Origin of the sequence: Cellvibrio sp. BR (assembly GCF_000263355.1) — a bacterium.
GTDB lineage: Bacteria > Pseudomonadota > Gammaproteobacteria > Pseudomonadales > Cellvibrionaceae > Cellvibrio.
The window spans coordinates 441,448-460,480 of the sequence record NZ_JH668203.1 but is presented as its reverse complement, the minus strand read 5'-3'; the positions used below and the strand labels follow the sequence as shown (position 1 = coordinate 460,480).

Below are 19,033 nucleotides of genomic sequence, written 5' to 3'. Positions count from 1 at the left end.
AACATGTCAATCACGCGGCGATATCCACACCTACGGCTAACAGCTCTTTTACAATTTTTTGGTGCAGTGGCACACCATTAATGAGATTGTTTTTTTTGTCTTTCCAGCCGCGTTCGCTCGGGTAATTAAATGGCGTTGCTTCAGATGTAAGTTGATGCAGTAATTGAGCAACTTTATTTTTAAACATGTCAGGTTCAATAAAAGCATTAATATTTAACGCAATAAAAATTTTTGTTGCGGCGGAATCCACGCTGTTAGTGCCGCTTGCACCTAATTGATAACCAAACTGCGCACCGGCTAATGCTGCTGTTAATAACTCAAACATTAGGGCTAGGCCAGCTCCTTTATGTTGTCCCATGGGTGTTACCGCACCTTCTAATATGGCAGCAGGGTCGGCTGTAGCCTTGCCGTGGCGATCCAAGCCCAAGTGTTCGGTATTTGCTTGGCCTTCTCGGTGCATGGTGGCGATTTTTCCCACCGCAGCTTGGCTCATGGCCATATCCAGCACTATAGGCTCCCCCTGTGAAACACCGGGTATACCAATTGCAATAGGGTTGTTGCCTATTACCCTGGTTTTTGCGCCCCAAGCTGCCATTGTAGGAATAGCGTTGGTGGTGCAAAGCCCGATGAATCCTTGTTGCGCTGCTCTACTGGCATAGGCATGAGCGCGCCCCCAGTGACTAGTGTTTTTGGCTAGGCACACGCCTGCGCCAAATTGGCTGGCTTGGCTTACAGCTTGATCCATTGCTGTGGCTGAGGCGTAGCGGCCGGTGCCATTACCACAGTCCACAATACTGATGGCTCCTAGCTCACTCACTTTATGAGGTGTGGCTGTGGCACTGACCTGGCCGCTGGCCAATGCAGCGAGCAAATTAGGCAGCATGCGCACCCCATGGGAGGGGGTGCCCAATAAATCGGCTTCCACCATGATCTCGGCTTCTATTCTGGCTTGATGTGTATTTACCCCCGCCTGTTGCAGACGTTGGCAAATCGCTTGGCAAAGCTGCGAGTGGTTAACTCTTATAACGCTGTGCATAGAGGGAGCCCTGTTAGATTCACGCTCGCGATCGCTGGTGCGAATGGCATGCAGCACGTTAACTCAGCAGGAGGGGGGTGATAAATAGGGCTAGCGTAAACACACTGTTAACGGATTGTAATCAGTGCAAATAAAGCGGTGCAGGATTGTGCATTGTTGATCGCATATAGATTTACAGTTGTACAAATTTTGCCAGCATAAAGTCGATAAAACATTGCACTTTGGCGGGTATATGCTTGCGATGGGGATAAATTAAAAATATATCCAGAGTTAACGATTGGTATTCAGGGAGTAGCTCAATTAATTCACCGCTCATCAATTCTGTTGTTATCGATCCGCGTGCGACCAGCCCAATTCCACCGCCAGCCTTAACCATATTCACCACAGCTTGTGGGTTATTGCTCGAAATATTGGATTGAACCAAAACGGTTTGATGACCGCCATTAGCAGATAGAAACATCCAATTGCGACCGTTTTTTAAATTGCTATCAATCACACAGGGTAGTTCGCGTAGGGCTTCGGGGGTAGCGGGCAGGCCATGGCGAGCAATAAATGGCGCTGCCGCGCAAAAAATTAAAGGCCACTGACAAAGATGGCGGGCAATCATATTTGAATCGTTTACAAGCCCGCTCTTAATGCGTACATCTATACCTTCTTCCAGCATATTCACCGCACGATTATTTAACTGCAGGTCTACCGAGATATCCGGATAGGTTTTGGCAAATTCTGGTAGCAGCGCTGATATAACATGCTCACCAAAAGCTACGGGACAACTTATTCGTAATGTGCCCTTTGGATTTGCCTCATTGCCGACCACATCTTCCATCATGGCGGTGTAGTGCTCTACAAGTTTTAATGCGTGTTGGTAATAATTATTGCCTGCATCAGTTAAGGATATTCTGCGAGTGTTGCGGTTAAACAGGCGAATATTCAATTGCGACTCAACTTCGTGAATGTATTTACTCACTAAGCTCTTCGATATCGCCAGTTTTTCTGCCGCCGCAGTAAATGAGCCAGACTCCACTACCGCGATCACTGTTTTTACTCCAACTAATGTATCCATGTGCTACTCATATAGTTTGTATGGTGATCAATTTACACTTAAAACTGACCCACTGATTACGGATTAGGTACTTATTTCTTGTTTGCCCACAATTCGGATAAGGTGGCTATAAATAATAATTGGGGTTAACCGTAACATTAAATGAATCTCCGTTCGCAGCATACCAATCCATGTGGGGCGTGTGCCCAACCTATCTAAATGCACTATTAATCCTGATTGCTTCATTGTGGTCATTTGCAGGATAATACTGGTTACTTAACCAGTTTGTTTGTGCGCTTATGACTAATGCCTTTTTATTGACCCGCCAATGGCGCGATACCCGTGAGGGTGTGGTGTTGGATTTGTGGTGGGCGACTGAGCAGGGGAGTTGTTGGACGCAAATTACCGGGCAAGAGGTGGTGTTTTTTGTTGAGCGCAAACATGCACCGGAATTGCCTGCGCTTTTTTCCCGCTTGCGCGCCTGGCGTATGGCGGAGGTGGAATTAAAAACCTTTCATAATCAGCCAGTTGTTGCCCTCTATTTCAAACAGCACCGCACCGCGCGCGATGCGCAGGATCTGCTACGGCAGCAGGATATTGCTTTTTGGGAAAGCGATATTCGCCCGCCTGAGCGCTATTTAATGGAGCGTTTTATTACCGCAGCGGCGCAGTTGGATATGCCGGATATTACCCAACAACCACTGCGCAACCCGCGCCTTGTGCCCGTTGAGGACACGCTGTGGCGACCAAGGTTGCGCATGTTGTCGCTGGATATAGAAACCTCGATGGATGCGCAGCAGCTTTATTCCATTGCTATTTGGTGTGATGCGGCAAAAACCGTGTTTATGATCGGTGAGGGTGAAAGTATCGCGGCACCAGAAAGTAATCACACGATTATTTTTTGTCGCGACGATAAAGAATGCTTGCAACAATTTTTCGCGGCGATTGCGGAGTTTGACCCGGATATTTTAATTGGTTGGAATCTGGTGCAGTTTGATTTGTTGGTACTGGAAAAACTGTGCCAGCGATTGAAAATGCCGTTGCAGTTGGGTCGCGCAGGCCAATCCATTCATTGGCGCCATGAAGATGCCAATGACGGCGGTCGCAGTTTTGTGGTGATTCCCGGTCGCGTTGCGCTGGATGGTATCGAGCTGTTAAAAGCGGCTAACTATCGCTATGAAAGTTATTCGCTGCAAAATATCTCGGAAGAATTATTGGGTGAAAGTAAATTAATCAGCGGTAATGATCGCGGCAGTGATATTACCCAGTTGTTTAACACCGATAAAATCGCACTGGCCGAATATAATCTGCACGACTGCGAGTTGGTGTGGAAAATATTCCAGCGCCAGGAATTGCTGGCGTTTGCGTTGGAGCGCAGCCAATTGACGGGTTTGTTGCTGGATCGTATTGGCGGTTCGGTGGCGGCGTTTGAATATTTATATTTGCCGCGTTTGCATCGGCGCGGTTATGTGGCGCCTAATCTGGGTGAATTGGAGTCTGATGTCATTAGTCCCGGCGGTTATGTGATGAACTCGCGCCCCGGTATTTACGATAACGTTTTGGTACTGGATTTTAAAAGCCTGTATCCGAGCATTATACGAACGTTTTTAATCGACCCCTGTGCCTTTTGGTTGGCGCAGCACAATCACTTAAGCGATGAAGACATTGTGCCTGGTTTTAACGAGGCTTATTTTGCGCGTGAGGGGCATATTCTGCCTAATGTGATCGAACAGCTTTCTGCGGCGCGCGACCGAGCCAAACAACATAAAAATGCGCCGCTCTCCCACGCCATCAAAATTATTATGAATTCGTTTTATGGTGTGCTGGGCTCCACCGGCTGCCGTTTTTTCGACCCTCGTGTATGTAGCTCAATTACCTTGCGCGGTCATGAAATTATCCAGCGCAGCCGCGATTGGATTGAGCAGCAGGGGTATGCGGTTATTTATGGCGATACTGATTCGCTGTTTGTGTGGCTGGAAAATAATTGCACGGGTTATCCACCAAAAGTAGCGTCGCAATGTGACCTTATTGGTAAGCGTCTGGCGAAAGAGCTGAACCTCTGGTGGGCAGAGACATTGCGCACGGAATTCAATATAAACAGCGCATTGGAAATTCAGTACGAAACTAATTACTTGCGCTTTTTAATGCCTACGATTCGCGGCTCTGAATTGGGTACTAAAAAACGTTACGCCGGTTTGATAGAAATAAATGGCGAGCGCGAGATGGTATTTAAAGGGTTGGAAAACGTGCGCACCGATTGGACACAATTGGCCAAAGAATTTCAAATGACGCTTTACCGCAAAGTGTTTGATGGTGAGGATTATTTTGATTTTGTGCGCAGTACGACGGCAGAGGTTTTGGCGGGAAAACGTGATTTGGAATTAATTTATCGCAAACGCCTGCGCCGTCATTTACATGAATATCAAAAAAATGTCCCACCCCATGTGCAGGCCGCACGCAAATACGCACAGCTCACCGGTGAAACCCTGCGGCGCGGTGATTGGATCAGTTATGTGATCACCACCAACGGCCCCGAGCCACTAGGCAGTTATGAAGTAAACCTGTCGTTATTACAAAGCCCGATTAATTATCAGCATTACATCGACAAACAGCTTTCGCCTGTCGCTGACAGCATTTTGCATTTCCGCGATGAGTCGCTGAACCAATTGGTGGAAAGCCAGTTGTCGTTGTTTGGTTGATCGGGCTATAGTCCGCCTCCCTTTGTCATTTTCAGGTAGTTATATGTCTGAGTCCGATTCCGATATCGATGAAGTTCTTGAGCTGTTGCGCGATCACAATGAGCCAGTCCCTGTGCCGCTGGAATTGCCCGATGAAGACCGCTTGGTTGAAATCGAAGAAGAATTATTACTGCCAATCCCTCGCGAAATGCGCAGCTTTTTGTTGGAGGCCAGCGATGTGGTTTACGGTTCCATTGAGCCGGTTACGGCGGCCGACCCTTACTCGCATACTTATTTGCCCGAGGTGACGGCAGTTGCCTGGGAGCAGGGGGTGCCGCGTTATTTAATGCCGCTGTGTGAAGTGAATGGTGCTTACTATTGCGTAGAGCAGGACGGCGAAGTGGTGTTTTGGCGCGATGGCGAATTAACCGACGAAACTTGGCCCTCGGTATGGCACTGGGTACGCGATGTGTGGCTTGAGTCCTGAGCCCCGAAGCCTGTGTCCCGAAAACGGCGAGTCTTATCAAGTGGTAGTTGGTCACGGAAATCGTTTTTGGTGCCACTTGCTGTGCGCTGGCTGAGCTACACTTAACCTCCCGGCGCCGTTTACGCCGGTGTGGTGTAGTTGCTGTTCCATTACTGAGAGAGTGTTGGCCGTGCGTAAGGGTGCTTTTGTCATAGGTGTGCTGCTTCTGGGGTTCTCCAGTGGCTGCCTATTGGCTGAAACAGGCATGGTGGAACTCTCGCCGTTGAATGAGGTTTCGCTTGCGCCAACCCCTTCGGCGGCAAAGCTGCTGGCCCATCAGGAATCCAGCATTACCGACGTTGAAGCCCATGTGCGCCGTATTGCCGAGCGTACTGCCGCTGAGGAAAAAGCGCGCCAAGAACAGGAGCGTTTGGAGCGAGAAGCGGCAGCCCAGGCAAATAAACCCCAGCAACTGACTTTTTTTAAGTATCGCAAAGACGGCGCCGTGACTTATTCGGATCGCCAGCCTCGCAAAACCGATTATCAAGTTATTGTTTACAACTCCTGCTTTGCTTGTAACCCGCTATCGACAGTGGACTGGCGTGTTACCCGCCTGTACTTGTCCCAATTTACCTATTCCATCACGCAAGCAGCGGCGCGCCATGGGGTAGATCCATCACTGGTGCGGGCGGTGATTCATGCCGAGTCCAACTTCAACCCTCTTGCCCGTTCCCGCAAGGGCGCCATGGGCTTGATGCAATTAATGCCCGGCACCGCCAAAGATATGGGAGTTAGTGATGCCTACAACGCCGCGCAAAATATCGATGGTGGGGTGAAATATTTGGCATGGTTACTCAAACGTTTTAATGGCGACATCACCCGTGCGACTGCCGCCTACAATGCTGGCCCCAGCAATGTGGAGAAGTACGGCGGCGTGCCTCCGTTTGATGAAACCAAAACCTACGTTTTCCGCGTTAACATTCTGCATCAGCGCTATAAAACCCAATTGGCGCTGGCGAGTAACTAGGCACTCGTTCTGTAGATTTTCCGGCTTCTGCTTTCTGTCGCTTATAACCACAAAATCTAATTCTTTTGCATTTTTCTGCTCAAAAAGTGCGCGTTTTTGCCGCTATAGGGTTTGTATCCCTTAATCCTATGCAGGCGACTCTATGATTATTGCCAACGCACACATCCACATGGCTGCCCAACACGACTATCGCGAGGAGCATCAGGTCGCCGAGCGCTTGGAGTTTTGGCTAGGTGAGCGAGCTGCCACCCCCGTCACTGAACCAGAAACAGCGCCGCAACAGCCTGCGGTGCGGGTGGATTTATCCTCCGCCGGTTCGGTGTTGGCCATGCATCGCGAGCGACAGCTGCTGGATTTATCGCCCCAACTGGATTCCCGTTCGCGTTTGAATTTGATGATTCTGGAGGCGATGTACAAGGCCATCACCGGTAAGGACTTGCAGGTAACAACCCCTGCGGATATACAGCCCAAAACAGACGGCGGCGCTGTGCAAACACTCTCGGTGGATGCCACCCCACCGGCGCAAGTATTGGCGCGCGCTACCGGGCCGGGCTTGGTTTACCAGCGTCAGGAGCGTTATAGCGAACAGGAGGCATCCAGTTTTCAAGCGGTGGGTGTGGTGCGCACGGCGGACGGGCGCGACATCGACTTTGCCGTTGCACTTACAATGAGCCGCGAGTTTGTGCAGGAATCCCATCTGGAAGTGCGTATTGGCGCCGCCAAAATTGACCCGCTGGTAATCAATTTTGATGGCTTGGGGGCGGGCCTCACCCAAACCCGTTTTGCATTTGATCTGGATAGCGACGGCACAGCAGAGCAGATTGCGAGTTTACGCCCCGGCAATGGCTATCTGGCGTTGGATCGCAATGGCGATGGGGCAATCAATAACGGCAGTGAATTGTTTGGCCCTAATAGCGGACGCGGTTTTGCCGAGCTGGCAGCGTTTGATGAGGACGGCAATAATTTTATCGATGAAGGTGACAGTATTTATCACCAGCTGCGTATTTGGATGATCAATGAAGACGGCTCAAGTCAATTGGCGGCACTGGGTGATAAAAATATCGGCGCAATTTTTCTCGGCCATGTGTCGTCGCCTTTTCAGTTGAAAGGACCCGATAACCAGTCGTTAGGTGAGGTCGCCAATTCCGGTGTATATCTCACGGAAGACGGCAAGGTGGGTGTTGTGCAAGAGATTAATTTGACGGTATAAAAAAACTGACGGTGTAAGTATTTGAGCGTGTAAAAAGGCGCCGCAGAGTTGTAGAAGCCTCTGCGACGCAAGGGGTGAAAAAACGATTAGTCCTCTGCGGGCACAGGTGCAGCTGTAGTGCCAGCGGGGAAATAACGGGCGTAAATTTCCGAGCCGGGTGAGCCGAAGCTGTTGAAGTTGTACCAGACGACTACACGATCACCCGCGTTATTGGCGGCAACTATTGGCTCTACAGCTGTGCCGACAAATGCTTCTAATAACTGCCCGCTTGCCCAGCTTCCTGTGCTGCCGCTGAGGTTGGCGAACCAGCTGTCTTTACTGGTGTTATCGTTGGATTCTTGCGACCAAACCAGCAAACCATTGGCGGCACCATCGATGGCCACTTCAGGAACACTCTGCAGAAAATCTGCATTGCCCGGTTTAAGAATGCTCTGGGTACCCCAGGTACCATTAGCCGCGCGGATATTTGCCATCACTGCCTGATTTTTGCGCGCCCAGGTTACTGCGGCCACACCGCTACCATTACTGGCTGCACGCGGCGCGCTGACCAAATCGCTGCCGGGGTCTTCGCCCACCACGGCAATATCGTCACTCCAGCCGTTGTTGTAGCTTTTTGCCAGTATCCGGCTGGTGAAGGTGCCATCGCCCAGCGAATTCCATTGCCCCCAAACCAGCAGGGCTTTGCCTGCGCCGTCATTAACCAGTAGCGGGTGATTGAGCACCATATCGCCGCCTGTGTCGGCAACCAGTATTTCATCCTCCGCCCAGCCTCCAGCTGCCGTGTAACTATTGGTGGCGATGTTGACGCGATTGTTGCCACTGTTTAACCACACCACCAGCGCCTTGCCATCACCGGTCCAGGCGAGGCTCGGTGAACCGTCCTGACCGCCAATCACGTTGTTGTCCTCTAACAGAACCGGTTCTGACCAGCCCGCTGCCGCTGTGTAATGGCTGGACCAAATACTGAAACGCCCCAAATTCACGGGTGATTGCGCCCACACCGCCAGTGCATTGCCGTTGCTGTCGATAATGGTTTTGGCGAAAAAGCCCATGGCCCCTTCGGAGTTTTCGATGCGCTCGGGTTCTGCCCAGCCCGTTGCTGGCGCATAGCGACGCACCCATAAATCGTAAGCGCCAGCGGAGGTGAGCTGTGTCCAGGTTGCCACAGCGCGACCCGAGCTTGGGTCGATGTAGATTTCAGCTTTATCGACGGAAGCGCCGTCGTTTTCCAATAGCTGCGCTGTGCCCCAGCCAGATCCTTTTACATAGCGATTGGCAATTAAATTATCGCCGCCGCTTGCGCCGTCAATAATGCCTTTCCAGATCGCCCAAGCGTTACCTTGATCGTCTATTGCCACTCGTGCACTGGCCGCGCCGGGTGGCGAGATGATGCTGATAGCGGTTGCATCGCCAATGCTGCTCGATGAACTGTTGGCAGATGAAACGGCGACTGCACTGCTGCTTACTGAAGAGGTGCTCGATGGGGCGCTGCTCAGGGACGATAAACTCACTGAAGAAAGGCTGCTGGAGGACAGGCTCAGCGATGAAACACTCAATGAAGAGGCACTCAACGAAGAGAGGCTGGAGGAGACACTGCTCGCGCTACTGCTGACACTGGAAGCTACGGAGGTGGCGCTACTGGATGCCGGGCTGGAATTATTATTACCGCCACCACCCCCGCCACCGCAGGCAACTAGCAAGCTGCACGTTGCGGCAGTAACCGCCGGCGTGACAAGGTGTTTGAGCGAAACAAATTTTTTGGTAAAAAAATCCTGTGATAAAAAAGAATAGTCGTATTTATTCATGATCAAGTCCGCAAATAAATTGGCTGAATTCAACAGTGCTAAACAGCAAACACCAGAGAGTGTTGTTCACTTATTAGAAATCATTGCGGCGTGGGCGGTTAGCTGTAAAAACTGACAGGCTGTTAAAACGGATTGGGGTTAATAATTCCCTGCAATACCGCTTTGGCAACGGCGTGTTGGCGATTGTTGACGTCGAGTTTTGACATTGAGTTGGTTAAATGAAAATTAATAGTGCGCTCGGAAGTATTTAGCAGTTGTGAAATTTCCCACGAGGTTTTTCCGTCGGCAGTCCAGCGTAAACATTCTTTCTCGCGCGCGGTGAGCAATAGTTTTTTATCGGGAACATCCAGGCTTAAAACGCGCTGTACCGTTTCATGCAGGTAAGCGGCAAATAAATGGATATAGGGTGATGCCTGCTGGATTAATTCCAGATGCATCTTTTTTTGTTCATTCAAAGTCATGCTGAAAATACCAAATTCCCCGGTCGGCCCATGGACCGGCATGCTAATACCGCCTTTTAATCCGAATTCAGTCGCTTCATTCATAATGCGCTCGCCCATCTCTGTGCTCACTGGCCCAAGGTCTTGCCATTGGATTGGGATCAAATGTTTTTTGCAGTGCATGATTACCGGATCGTCCAGGTAATAGGCATTTTCAAAATAATGTGTCAGCCACGAATCCGGATAACCTTTAATGGTAATAATGCGTGCTTCGGCAAAGCTGGTGGGTACGCGCAGCGCGTAAATAAAATTATCAAAACCCATTTTGGCGCAGTGAGTAACGCAAAGGCGGGTGATGTCTTCGGTGGTTTCGGCTTGCGCAAACTGGAATACCAATTCATTAAAGTCGCTGAGTTTCATCTGCTGCTATTTTCCCTGAGTGTAATACCCATAAACCAAAACTAATCGTTAAGTATTTATTGCTTTTGCTGCGATAGCGTCAATTAAAAAACTGTAGCGAAATGTAATTGCGGGAGGAATGGGGCAAGAAGTTGGCAGCAACAAAAAAGCCACCTGTAATTTTTTACAGGTGGCTTTATGGGCAGTGATGTGCAGGGCGATTTTTCATGCGCGTTGATGTCTGCGCCGGATATTTTTATCCCGATAAAATTACTGGTTAAACAAAAATTCCATCAAAGCATTTTGCGCATGCATGCGGTTCTCTGCCTCTTCCCATACCACTGAGTCGGGTGCGTCGAGAACATCGGCACTCACTTCTTTGCCGCGATAGGCGGGCAAGCAGTGCATAAACAATGCATCGCGTTGGGCGAGGCTCATCAGCTCTTTGTTGACTTGATAACCGCTGAAGATTTTTTCGCGCTGTTTCTTTTCATCTTCCTGGCCCATAGAAGCCCAGGTATCAGTCACCACCAAATCGGCACCGGCAACGGCAGTGCGTGGGTCATTACTCAAACTGACGCGATGCTGGTAGGGGGTGACAAATTCGTCTTCCGGCTCAAAGCCTTTGGGGGTGGCAATGCGTAATTCAAAGTCGCACAGCTCGGCGGCTTGAATGTAGCTGTTGCACATATTGTTGCCATCGCCCACCCACGCCACGGTTTTGCCCGCGAGGGAGCCGCGCTGTTCAACGTAGGTTTGAATGTCGGCGAGCAATTGACAGGGATGATATTCATCGGTCAGGCCGTTAATGACTGGCACGCGTGAATATTCGGCAAAACGTTGCACGGTGCTGTGGGCATAGGTGCGGATCATCACCATGTCGACCATGCTGGCGATGCAGCGGGCGGCGTCTTCAATGGGTTCGCCGCGGCCTAATTGCGAGTCCTTGGTGGACAGGAAAATGGCGTGACCGCCCAGTTTGGCCATACCGGATTCAAAAGAGACGCGGGTGCGGGTGGAATTTTTCTCAAAAATCATCGCCAGCACTTTGTTGTTAAAAGGCTCAGGGGCAGTGCCCTGGCGCAACATGGCTTTGAGTTCGATGGCGCGCGCAATAATTTGTTGCAGTTCGGCGCGGTTAATGTCGTTGAGAGTCAGGAAGTGTCTCGGTGCCTTTGAGGGAACCATAATCGATGCTCTTTCATTTATAGCGCGCGCTTTATTGCGCGCGCCCACTTAAAACGCATTACTAATTGGGGGAGAACTCTGTCACTAGCGTTACCACTTTACTGACCAGCTCGTCGGCTTCTGCATCGCTGAGGATGAAGGTTGGCAACAAACGAATGGTATTCATGGCAGTTACGTTGATCAGTATCCCCAGGTCGCGACCTTTTTGTACCAGCTCGGCACAGGGCGCATTGAGTTCGATACCAATCATTAAGCCCTTGCCGCGAATATCAACTACCTTGGGGTTATCGCCCAGGGCTTCTTTAAAACCCGTGAGCATTCTATTGCCTAGTGTGGTTACCCGTTCCATCAGTTTGTCGGCGAGCAGGGTTTCAATCACCGCGATACCGGCACTGCAGGCGAGTGGGTTGCCACCAAAGGTAGTGCCATGGTTGCCTGCTTGTAATACTTCTGCGGCTTTACCGCGTGCAAGGCAGGCGCCGATAGGCATGCCATTACCCAGACCTTTAGCGGTGGTGACTACATCCGGCAATATGCCGTTGTGCTGATAGGCGAAGAAAGTGCCGGTACGGCCGTTGCCGGTTTGGATTTCATCGGTCATCAATAGCAAGGCGTGTTCATCACACAGGGTGCGCAACTGGTTTAAATAGTCGGCCGCAGGTACCCGCACACCGCCTTCGCCTTGTACGGGTTCAACCAAAATAGCGACGATATTCTTGTGCTCAGCGATGGCGGCTTTCACTGCAGCAACATCGTTGTAGGGCACACGAATAAAACCTTCCACCAGCGGTTCAAAGCCGATTTGTACTTTTACGTTGCCAGTAGCGCTCAATGTCGCCAGGGTTCTGCCGTGGAAACTGTTGGCCATAACGATCACAGCGGGATTTTTCACGCCTTTTTCGTTGCCATATTTCCGCGCGATTTTAATCGCGGCTTCGTTGGCTTCGGCGCCGGAATTGGAGAAAAATACCTTGTCCATGCCTGAGACCTGAATCAGCAAATCGCCCAAACGCTGTTGCTGGGGAATGTTGTACAGGTTGGATACGTGCAGCAAGGTTGCTGCTTGTTCAGAGATGGCTTTGGTCAGGGCAGGGTGCGAATGGCCCAAACCGCACACGGCGATACCGGCAATCGCATCGATATAGGAGTTGCCCTGATCATCCCACACGCGGCTGCCCGCGCCCTTGGTCAGGGTCAGGGTTCTGGTGCCGTAAGTGTTCATTAGACTGGACATGGTGTTCTCCAAAAACAAAGCCGAGGCTTTAACAAGGTCAGTTCCCGATAGCTGAAAAAACGAAACCAACTCAGCCTATCGCGTGCGGGCTGGCGGGTGATTCATTAAGGGGATTTTTCGCTAACTCAACACGGCGAGCCGGAACGGCGCAGTGGGTGCGCCTAAGGCGCGCAGCAAAAACAGGCGGTAAATATATAAGTTATTGCGATTATTGGCAAATTTGCCCATTTTTGTGGCAGTTACACGCAGGTCGCCACCGGTTTATTGGCTAAAGCCATTTCCCTGCACAAACTCCTTGGCAAAAATAATATCGTTTTGCAGGTGGAAACCTTCGTCCGGTGGCTGGATAAAAAATCCTTCAAATAACCGCACCCCTTGTAGCCACAAACTGGACAGGTTGCGTGAGTTTTCAATTTGTGTCGCGATGACCTTGACCCCGCGTTGGGTTGCCGTGCTGACCAGGCTCTCCAGAAGTGCCGGATTTGTCCCGGTATTCGACAACTTGGGGCACAGACGCAAATAGTCCAGCGGCAGTTGGTCGATTATCTCCACAATACCGGGGTTTTCTCCCGCCCGGGTCAGGCAAATACCGCACTGGATATCATGCAGCGCCCGCGCAATTTCGCGGGTTTGATGCAGGTGATTGAGCACCCAGTTTTCCTCCAGCATAAATACCAGGCGCTCGCTGCCGCGCAGGCGGGAGGAGCGCAGCACATTGGCGGCAAAAGAAAAGAAGGTGCTTTGTTGCAGCGTGTCTTCGGCCAAATGGATAAACAGCGTGGCCTGCTCACGGGTGGCGCTGTTATTGGCGATAGCGCTCACCGCTTGTTGCAATACCCAGCGATCCAATTCAATACGCTGTGACGGTTTATTGATCCGGCTGAGAAATTGTTTAGCGGCGATGGGTTCGCCGTCTTCACCCTGTAAGCGCAGCAATACCGAGAAGTGCTCTATGCGCGCATCTTCCAGGCTAATGATGGGCTGGAAGGCGAGGGACAAATCGCGGCTGAAGACGATTTGGGAAAAGTCCGGCTCGACTTTGGTGAGTACCGGAATAGTCACAATATCGACAGTGTCTGCTGTTGGCGCATGGTTGGGTTTGGGAGCCAAGCTGGCCTCAAATGCTTGTTCCGCACACAAGAGTGCCTGATTGGCTGTGCCCAGGTTGGCGGTTAAGAGGGCGATACCGGTGTTTACCGTCAGGGATATTGCCTGCTCGTGGGCCAGGTATGTACGTGCGGCCAAATGGCGCCGCAATTGTTCGCAACGTTGGCGGTGAAATTCGGCACTGCGTTTACCGGCTAATACGCAAGTCACCATGTTGGATAAATCGATCCACTGCTCATCGCTGCCAATGGAATCATCCAAATGGCGGCAGAATTGGTCGTGGAGTTTGATCAGCTCCACCATGCCCAACTGTTGGCTCAGCTCGCTGAGGTTGTCGATACTGATGTAATAGAGCGCGCTGGTATGCGGCCCCTGAGCGCCGCTGTTGATTTCATCTTCCAGCACTGAAAAAAAGTAACTGCGATTAATTTTCTGCGGCAGTTGGGTGTGGCGCGTCACCCGTGCAACCCGGCTTTTGAGGGTTGAGGTCTGGCTGAGCGCCTGCTCGCAGATGCCAATAAGTTCAGTCGCTTCAAAGGGTTTGGTCAGTACGGCATTAACCCCCAGCGCTTTGATTGTGTGATGCAGGCTGGTGTCGGTATCGGCGGTCACAAATACAATTGGCAGCAGCAGAAATTGCGGATCCTGGCGCAGCAGTACGGCGAGTTCCATGCCGTTGATGTCGGGCATGTGCATATCCAAAATCACCAGGTCGGGATTGAACTGCGCAGCCTGCTGCAAGCTGTGCAGTGGCTGGTGCACGCTGATCACCTCCATACCGGCAAGGCGCAAAATCTCGCTTTCCAGCGCAGCCATATCAGGGTCGTCGTCCACCACCATCACTTTATAGGTGCGATTGTGCTGGGTGATGACTTGCAACAGCCGTTCAATCAGCAGGCCCATGTCCAGCGGCTTGATTAAATAATCGCTGCTCCCGGCACGCAGGGCGCGCAGTTTGGCGTTGACATCGGTGCGCCCGGACATCAGCACAATCGGGGTGCTAGGCGGAACCAGCGCTTTGATTTGATGGAGGTTGCCCAGCGCCTGCAAACCAGCGTGTTCGAAATCCGGGTCCATCAAAATGGCGCTGGGCGATTCCAGGTTCAGTCGCTGCATGCACTGTTGTACAGTTTCAAAGTATTCAACGGTGAAACCCACACGGCGTAAATAGATGCTACACATGGCCGCGAGGGTGCGATCCGGGTCGATTAAAAACAACACCTTGCCTTCCGCATCCGGGTAGGCCTGTTTCTCAATGGGAGCGGGTAAGTTGTCTTTTGTGGTAATGCCTTGGGCCGTTGCCATCATCACTTGGCTCAGGCGTTTGACGTGCTCTTCCAGCTGGGTATATTCCTGCCCACCAAAGCTGCGTCCCAACTCCTGCAGTTCGTTTAAGAAGTTTTCCAATTGGCTCGCGCTGGCGCGCAGCTCTGGCAATCCGTAGCTGGCACCGGCCTCATTTTGCTTCTGCACAAACTGCTGCAGGGCGGCAAAACCCTGTGCGCTCCAGTTTAAGTGGCGCAGGTAACCCCAGATGTTTTCCAAATGCCGCGCACGTTCTGGCAGGCTGGTAATAAAACGCTGGCGCAGGGCTTCAAGCTGTTTACGAAATTCTTGCGTCATAGGCTCGGTCCACTGTTGCTTACTTCAGTATAGAGGCTGTTATGCAAAGTGTTATTTAAGTACGAATGCTTACTCATCGCCGATGTAAAAAACCGTTTTAGCAGATGAGAGTTCAGCAGCCTTTGCGCACAATGGCGCCTGTCATTTCTTTCTTACCGTCGCACCCGGTTACCGGGTTAAGAGATTCCACTGCAATGTCTAATCGATTCAACCGTTTTGCCCCTCGTGTTACCGGCCTCTGCCTTATGTCATCCACAATCCTGATGACGCTACCGCTTGCAGTTCAGGCGCAACAAGTGCTGGAGACGCTGGTGGTTAGCGGCGAGCGCCCGGCGTCGGTTTTGTCATCCCAAGTGATGCTAAAAAACGCCGGCGATTTCCCGCCCGGTGCGCGCCTTGATCCCGCTGAACTGCTGCAAACCCTGCCTGGCGTACAGGTGGATTCACGCAGCAATTACGCCCAGGACACACGCATCAGTCTGCGTGGTTTTGGTGCCCGCTCCGCGTTTGGGGTGCGCGGTATAGATCTGCAGGTAGATGGCGTCCCCATGTCCACCCCCGATGGGCAAGGGCAGCTATCCAGCGTCATGCTCGATAATATTGACAGCGTGCAGGTGCTGCGGGGCCCTATCGCTGCGCTTTATGGCAATGGCGCTGGAGGGGTCATTGCCTTGCAAACCGCCGCGCCCGTGGCAAATCAGGTGAATTTAGGCGTGATGGGCGGCGACCCCGGCTTACAGCGCCAAACGGTGCAAGGCGATTGGCGGCAAGGGGCAATGGCGGCGCGGGTACAGCTGGCGAATACCGAGGTGGATGGCGAGCGTCCGCATTCCAGCGCGGAGCGCCAGCAGGGTGCGGCCCAGTTTTACTACACCACCAGCAATCAGCTGGACATCACCCTGAAACACGAGCGCAGCCATGACCCGCTGCTGCAAGACCCGCTTTCGCTGCGACCGGAAGAGTGGCGCGCTAACCCGCGTCAAACCAATCAACTCGCCGAAGACTTTAATACCCGCAAATCTGTCGACCATGAGCAGACCTCACTCAGCCTGCGCGACAGTGAGGGGGCAACCCGCTGGCAAACCTCGTTCTGGCAGGGCGAGCGCGCCATCACCCAATACCTGGGTTTTAGCGGTGAGGGGATTTCCGGCAGCGGTGGCGTCGTAGATTTAGTGCGCGATTTCGCCGGTGCCAGCGCGAATATCACCCAAAGTTTTAACCTGCTGAATATGCCCGCCGATATGAGTGTCGGTATCGAACTGGCGCAAACGGAAGATCGCCGGCGCGGTTTTGTAAACAATAACGGCAGCGCGGGCGATTTGCGTCGCAATGAATTGGGCAAGGTGGATAGCCGCGATATTTATGCGCTGCTGCAATTAACGCCGACAGCGGATTTGTCGCTCTACACCGGTGTGCGTCAAAGCCGGTTGGATATGGAAGTGGACGACTATTTTGTGGTTACCGGTAATCCCGATGACAGCGGCACGCGTGACTATCGTGAAAACGCCTATGCGTTTGGCGCGAATTATCAGCTCAGTGACCAGTGGGAGTTATTTGCCAGCCGTGGGCGCGGTTACGAAACACCTACACTCACCGAGATGGCTTATCGCCGCGTGGGCAGCGGGTTAAATATCGCGTTAGAAGCTGCGCTGAATCATCAGCAGGAATGGGGTATTCATTATCGCCCCGTGGCTGGTGCCGAATTAAGCGTCACCCAGTTTATGATCGACAGCAAAAACGAATTAGTGGTGGATCAGTCGGTTGGCGGTCGCACCAGCTATCGCAATGCGGCAGCGACTGAGCGCGAAGGTGTGGAGGTGTTAGGTCGCTACAGTGTTAACGATCAATGGCGCCTGCAAGCCAGCGCCCAATTTATTGATGCGATTTATTCCGCGGGTGAATTGGATGGCAACCAATTACCCGGAGTAGCGCGCGAGCAATATCAACTCGGTTTACAATGGCTGCCCTTCGGTAGCGAAGCGTTGCAATTAGGCGCCAGCCTGCAACAGCGCACGCGGGTATTTAGCGCCGATGATAATGCCGTGTCTGCACCGGGTTATCGCACCTTTGATGTGAGTGCCCAGGGCGATGTGGTAATTAATCAACTGCGTGTTGGTTGGTGGTTAAAAGTCGCAAATGTGAGCGATGAAAATTACGTTGGCTCAGTGGTAGTGAATCAAGCCAATGGTCGCGCATTTGAGCCAGCGCTGGGGCGTAACATGACGGCCGGAATGAACATAGTGTTTTAATAATAGCCATTAGGTTTCAATAATAGAGAGCAGCATGCAACAGCAGAGTTCACCGCCATCGGTTCCATTGCATAGCGATTTTAAGTATCGGGTTGATTACGTTGGCCTTGAGCGTCAACCGGTATTGGTCATTGATAATTTTTTGGTTCATGCTGAAACTCTGGTTGAATTTGCGCAGCAGCAAGGGCAATTTAACAATGTCGATGCTCATTACCCCGGTGTTCGTCTGCCTGCGCCGGAACTTTATTTGTATTCCTTTCAACGGCACCTGCATCGATTAGTGAGTGACACTTTTGGAATGCGTGACGAGTGGGTTACTGGCGTAAAAGCAGATTTTTCCATGGTCGTCACACCGCCTGCCGAGTTGCGCCCGGCGCAGTGTTTACCGCACTTTGATTCAACCAATGGCCGTGAATTGGCGGCAGTACATTATTTGTGTGACAGTAAACAGGGCGGCACTTCGCTCTATCGTCATCGCTCAACAAATTATGAAACTATCGATGCTGAGCGCAAGCCAATCTATCGCCGCAGTTTGCAACAAGAACTGCCGGATCATTTGGTGCCGCGTAGGTACATGAATGGTAGCGATAATTTTTTTGAACAAATTGCCAGTTACGAAGCACGTTTCAATCGCCTTATTATTTATCGCTGCAATAATTTGCACTCCGGCAATATCGCGCCGGATTTTACTTTTGACCCCAGTCCGCGCACTGGCCGGTTAACATTAAATACTTTTATCTATGCGCGCGCGTAAACTGAGTCAAATTGGATTTGGTAGATGGGGGCTTTGTGATTAATCCACTAAACGATACCGCGACCGAAAGGTTGCCCCAGCTGCATAAACACCAGCAGCTTAGTTTTCGCGTTGATTATATCGGTGATGAACGTCAGCCGGTATTAGTGGTAGATAATTTTCTCGCCAATGCTGAACAGCTTATTGATTACTGCGTGCAGCACAGTAAGTTTAATACTGCAGATTTATCTTACCCCGGTGTGCGCATGCCTGCGCCCAGCACTTATCTGCGCGCTATGTTGCGCGATTTAGGTGAAATTATTTATTCAACCTTTGCTATAAAATCCACCATGATTCAGGGTTTGCGCAGCGATTATTCAATGGTGGTGACACCTCCGGCACAATTGCGCCCGCCACAATGTGTACCCCATGTGGATTCGACTGGTTTAAATAATCTCGCCTGTGTGCATTATTTGTGTGATGAAACCATGGGCGGTACTTCTCTGTATCGTCACCGTACCACCGGTTATCAAACAATCAGTGACGCCCGTAAGCAACTTTATTTGGTGGAACTGACGGCGCAATTGCAGCAGCGCGAATTACCCAAAGCTTATATCAATGGTTCAACCGATCTATTCGAACAGCTTGCCAGTTATGACGCCGTTTTTAATCGCCTGGTTATGTATCGCAGTAATCACTTACATTCCGGCAATATCGCACCGACATTTAAGTTTGATCCCAATCCGCGCACCGGCAGGCTTACGCTAAATACCTTTGTGCATTGTCAGGAGTAATG

Annotated in this window: 14 protein-coding genes; 7 read left to right on the top strand and 7 right to left on the bottom strand. The window is 51.4% G+C overall.

From position 1 onward, the window contains the following. Positions 1–10 precede the first annotated feature (10 nt). Positions 11–1,093, bottom strand: a complete 1,083-nt coding sequence (locus O59_RS15160; protein ID WP_007644267.1) for an Ldh family oxidoreductase — start codon at positions 1,091–1,093, stop codon at positions 11–13. Between the two features lie 115 nt (positions 1,094–1,208). Next, positions 1,209–2,099, bottom strand: coding sequence for a LysR family transcriptional regulator (locus O59_RS15155; protein WP_007644265.1), 891 nt, complete (start codon positions 2,097–2,099; stop codon positions 1,209–1,211). 278 nt (positions 2,100–2,377) lie between these two features. Here O59_RS15155 and O59_RS15150 point away from each other — a divergent pair, with 278 nt between their 5' ends. The 4 genes from O59_RS15150 (at position 2,378) to O59_RS15135 (ending at position 7,459) form a co-directional block, all read left to right on the top strand. After that, positions 2,378–4,777 (top strand): DNA polymerase II, encoded by a 2,400-nt coding sequence (locus tag O59_RS15150; RefSeq protein ID WP_007644258.1) that lies wholly within the window; start codon positions 2,378–2,380, stop codon positions 4,775–4,777. Positions 4,778–4,841: 64 nt separating this feature from the next. Beyond that, entirely contained in the window at positions 4,842–5,243 is a 402-nt protein-coding gene (locus tag O59_RS15145; RefSeq protein ID WP_040393049.1) for an SMI1/KNR4 family protein, read from the top strand. Positions 5,244–5,412: 169 nt separating this feature from the next. After that, positions 5,413–6,249 carry a lytic transglycosylase domain-containing protein gene (locus tag O59_RS15140; protein WP_232283097.1) on the top strand — a complete coding sequence of 279 codons (837 nt, stop codon included), beginning with the start codon at positions 5,413–5,415 and terminating at the stop codon, positions 6,247–6,249. A 142-nt stretch (positions 6,250–6,391) separates the two neighbouring features. Next, complete coding sequence (locus tag O59_RS15135; protein WP_007644255.1) at positions 6,392–7,459, top strand: hypothetical protein; 1,068 nt, start codon at positions 6,392–6,394, stop codon at positions 7,457–7,459. Between the two features lie 86 nt (positions 7,460–7,545). Here the strand turns inward: O59_RS15135 and O59_RS21855 are convergent, their stop codons facing one another. The 5 genes from O59_RS21855 to O59_RS15105 all read right to left on the bottom strand — a co-directional run bounded on the left by O59_RS21855 (position 7,546) and on the right by O59_RS15105 (position 15,255). Next, positions 7,546–9,264 (bottom strand): hypothetical protein, encoded by a 1,719-nt coding sequence (locus O59_RS21855; protein WP_198284812.1) that lies wholly within the window; start codon positions 9,262–9,264, stop codon positions 7,546–7,548. A 122-nt stretch (positions 9,265–9,386) separates the two neighbouring features. Next, positions 9,387–10,124 (bottom strand): LuxR family transcriptional regulator, encoded by a 738-nt coding sequence (locus tag O59_RS21125; RefSeq protein ID WP_007644253.1) that lies wholly within the window; start codon positions 10,122–10,124, stop codon positions 9,387–9,389. A 249-nt stretch (positions 10,125–10,373) separates the two neighbouring features. After that, positions 10,374–11,291, bottom strand: a complete 918-nt coding sequence (argF, locus tag O59_RS15115; RefSeq protein WP_040393041.1) for an ornithine carbamoyltransferase — start codon at positions 11,289–11,291, stop codon at positions 10,374–10,376. A 61-nt stretch (positions 11,292–11,352) separates the two neighbouring features. Next, on the bottom strand, positions 11,353–12,525 hold the full coding sequence (locus O59_RS15110) for an aspartate aminotransferase family protein (RefSeq protein ID WP_040392830.1): 1,173 nt from the start codon (positions 12,523–12,525) through the stop codon (positions 11,353–11,355). Between the two features lie 261 nt (positions 12,526–12,786). Continuing rightward, positions 12,787–15,255, bottom strand: coding sequence for a response regulator (locus O59_RS15105; protein WP_007644246.1), 2,469 nt, complete (start codon positions 15,253–15,255; stop codon positions 12,787–12,789). A gap of 194 nt (positions 15,256–15,449) precedes the next feature. On the opposite strand from O59_RS15105, the gene O59_RS15100 reads away from it, so the two are divergent. From O59_RS15100 to O59_RS15090, 3 genes are read left to right on the top strand one after another with little or no spacing between them, the layout of a single operon-like run. After that, the gene (locus O59_RS15100) at positions 15,450–17,504 is read left to right on the top strand and encodes a TonB-dependent receptor domain-containing protein (RefSeq protein WP_232283096.1); all 2,055 of its coding nucleotides are present in this window, start codon (positions 15,450–15,452) and stop codon (positions 17,502–17,504) included. Between the two features lie 34 nt (positions 17,505–17,538). Next, on the top strand, positions 17,539–18,258 hold the full coding sequence (locus O59_RS15095) for a DUF6445 family protein (RefSeq protein WP_007644242.1): 720 nt from the start codon (positions 17,539–17,541) through the stop codon (positions 18,256–18,258). A gap of 35 nt (positions 18,259–18,293) precedes the next feature. Further along, positions 18,294–19,031, top strand: a complete 738-nt coding sequence (locus tag O59_RS15090) for a DUF6445 family protein (RefSeq protein ID WP_232283095.1) — start codon at positions 18,294–18,296, stop codon at positions 19,029–19,031. Positions 19,032–19,033 lie beyond the last annotated feature (2 nt).

What these genes read in the sequence shown, in the direction of transcription:
- O59_RS15155 (WP_007644265.1), bottom strand. Translation starts at nt 2,099, where the DNA reads ATGGATACATTAGTTGGAGTAAAAACAGTGATCGCGGTAGTGGAGTCT.
- O59_RS15135 (WP_007644255.1), top strand. Translation starts at nt 6,392, where the DNA reads ATGATTATTGCCAACGCACACATCCACATGGCTGCCCAACACGACTAT.
- O59_RS15105 (WP_007644246.1), bottom strand. Translation starts at nt 15,255, where the DNA reads ATGACGCAAGAATTTCGTAAACAGCTTGAAGCCCTGCGCCAGCGTTTT.
- O59_RS15150 (WP_007644258.1), top strand. Translation starts at nt 2,378, where the DNA reads ATGACTAATGCCTTTTTATTGACCCGCCAATGGCGCGATACCCGTGAG.
- O59_RS15095 (WP_007644242.1), top strand. Translation starts at nt 17,539, where the DNA reads ATGCAACAGCAGAGTTCACCGCCATCGGTTCCATTGCATAGCGATTTT.
- argF (WP_040393041.1), bottom strand. Translation starts at nt 11,291, where the DNA reads ATGGTTCCCTCAAAGGCACCGAGACACTTCCTGACTCTCAACGACATT.
- O59_RS15100 (WP_232283096.1), top strand. Translation starts at nt 15,450, where the DNA reads ATGTCTAATCGATTCAACCGTTTTGCCCCTCGTGTTACCGGCCTCTGC.
- O59_RS15110 (WP_040392830.1), bottom strand. Translation starts at nt 12,525, where the DNA reads ATGTCCAGTCTAATGAACACTTACGGCACCAGAACCCTGACCCTGACC.
- O59_RS21125 (WP_007644253.1), bottom strand. Translation starts at nt 10,124, where the DNA reads ATGAAACTCAGCGACTTTAATGAATTGGTATTCCAGTTTGCGCAAGCC.
- O59_RS21855 (WP_198284812.1), bottom strand. Translation starts at nt 9,264, where the DNA reads ATGAATAAATACGACTATTCTTTTTTATCACAGGATTTTTTTACCAAA.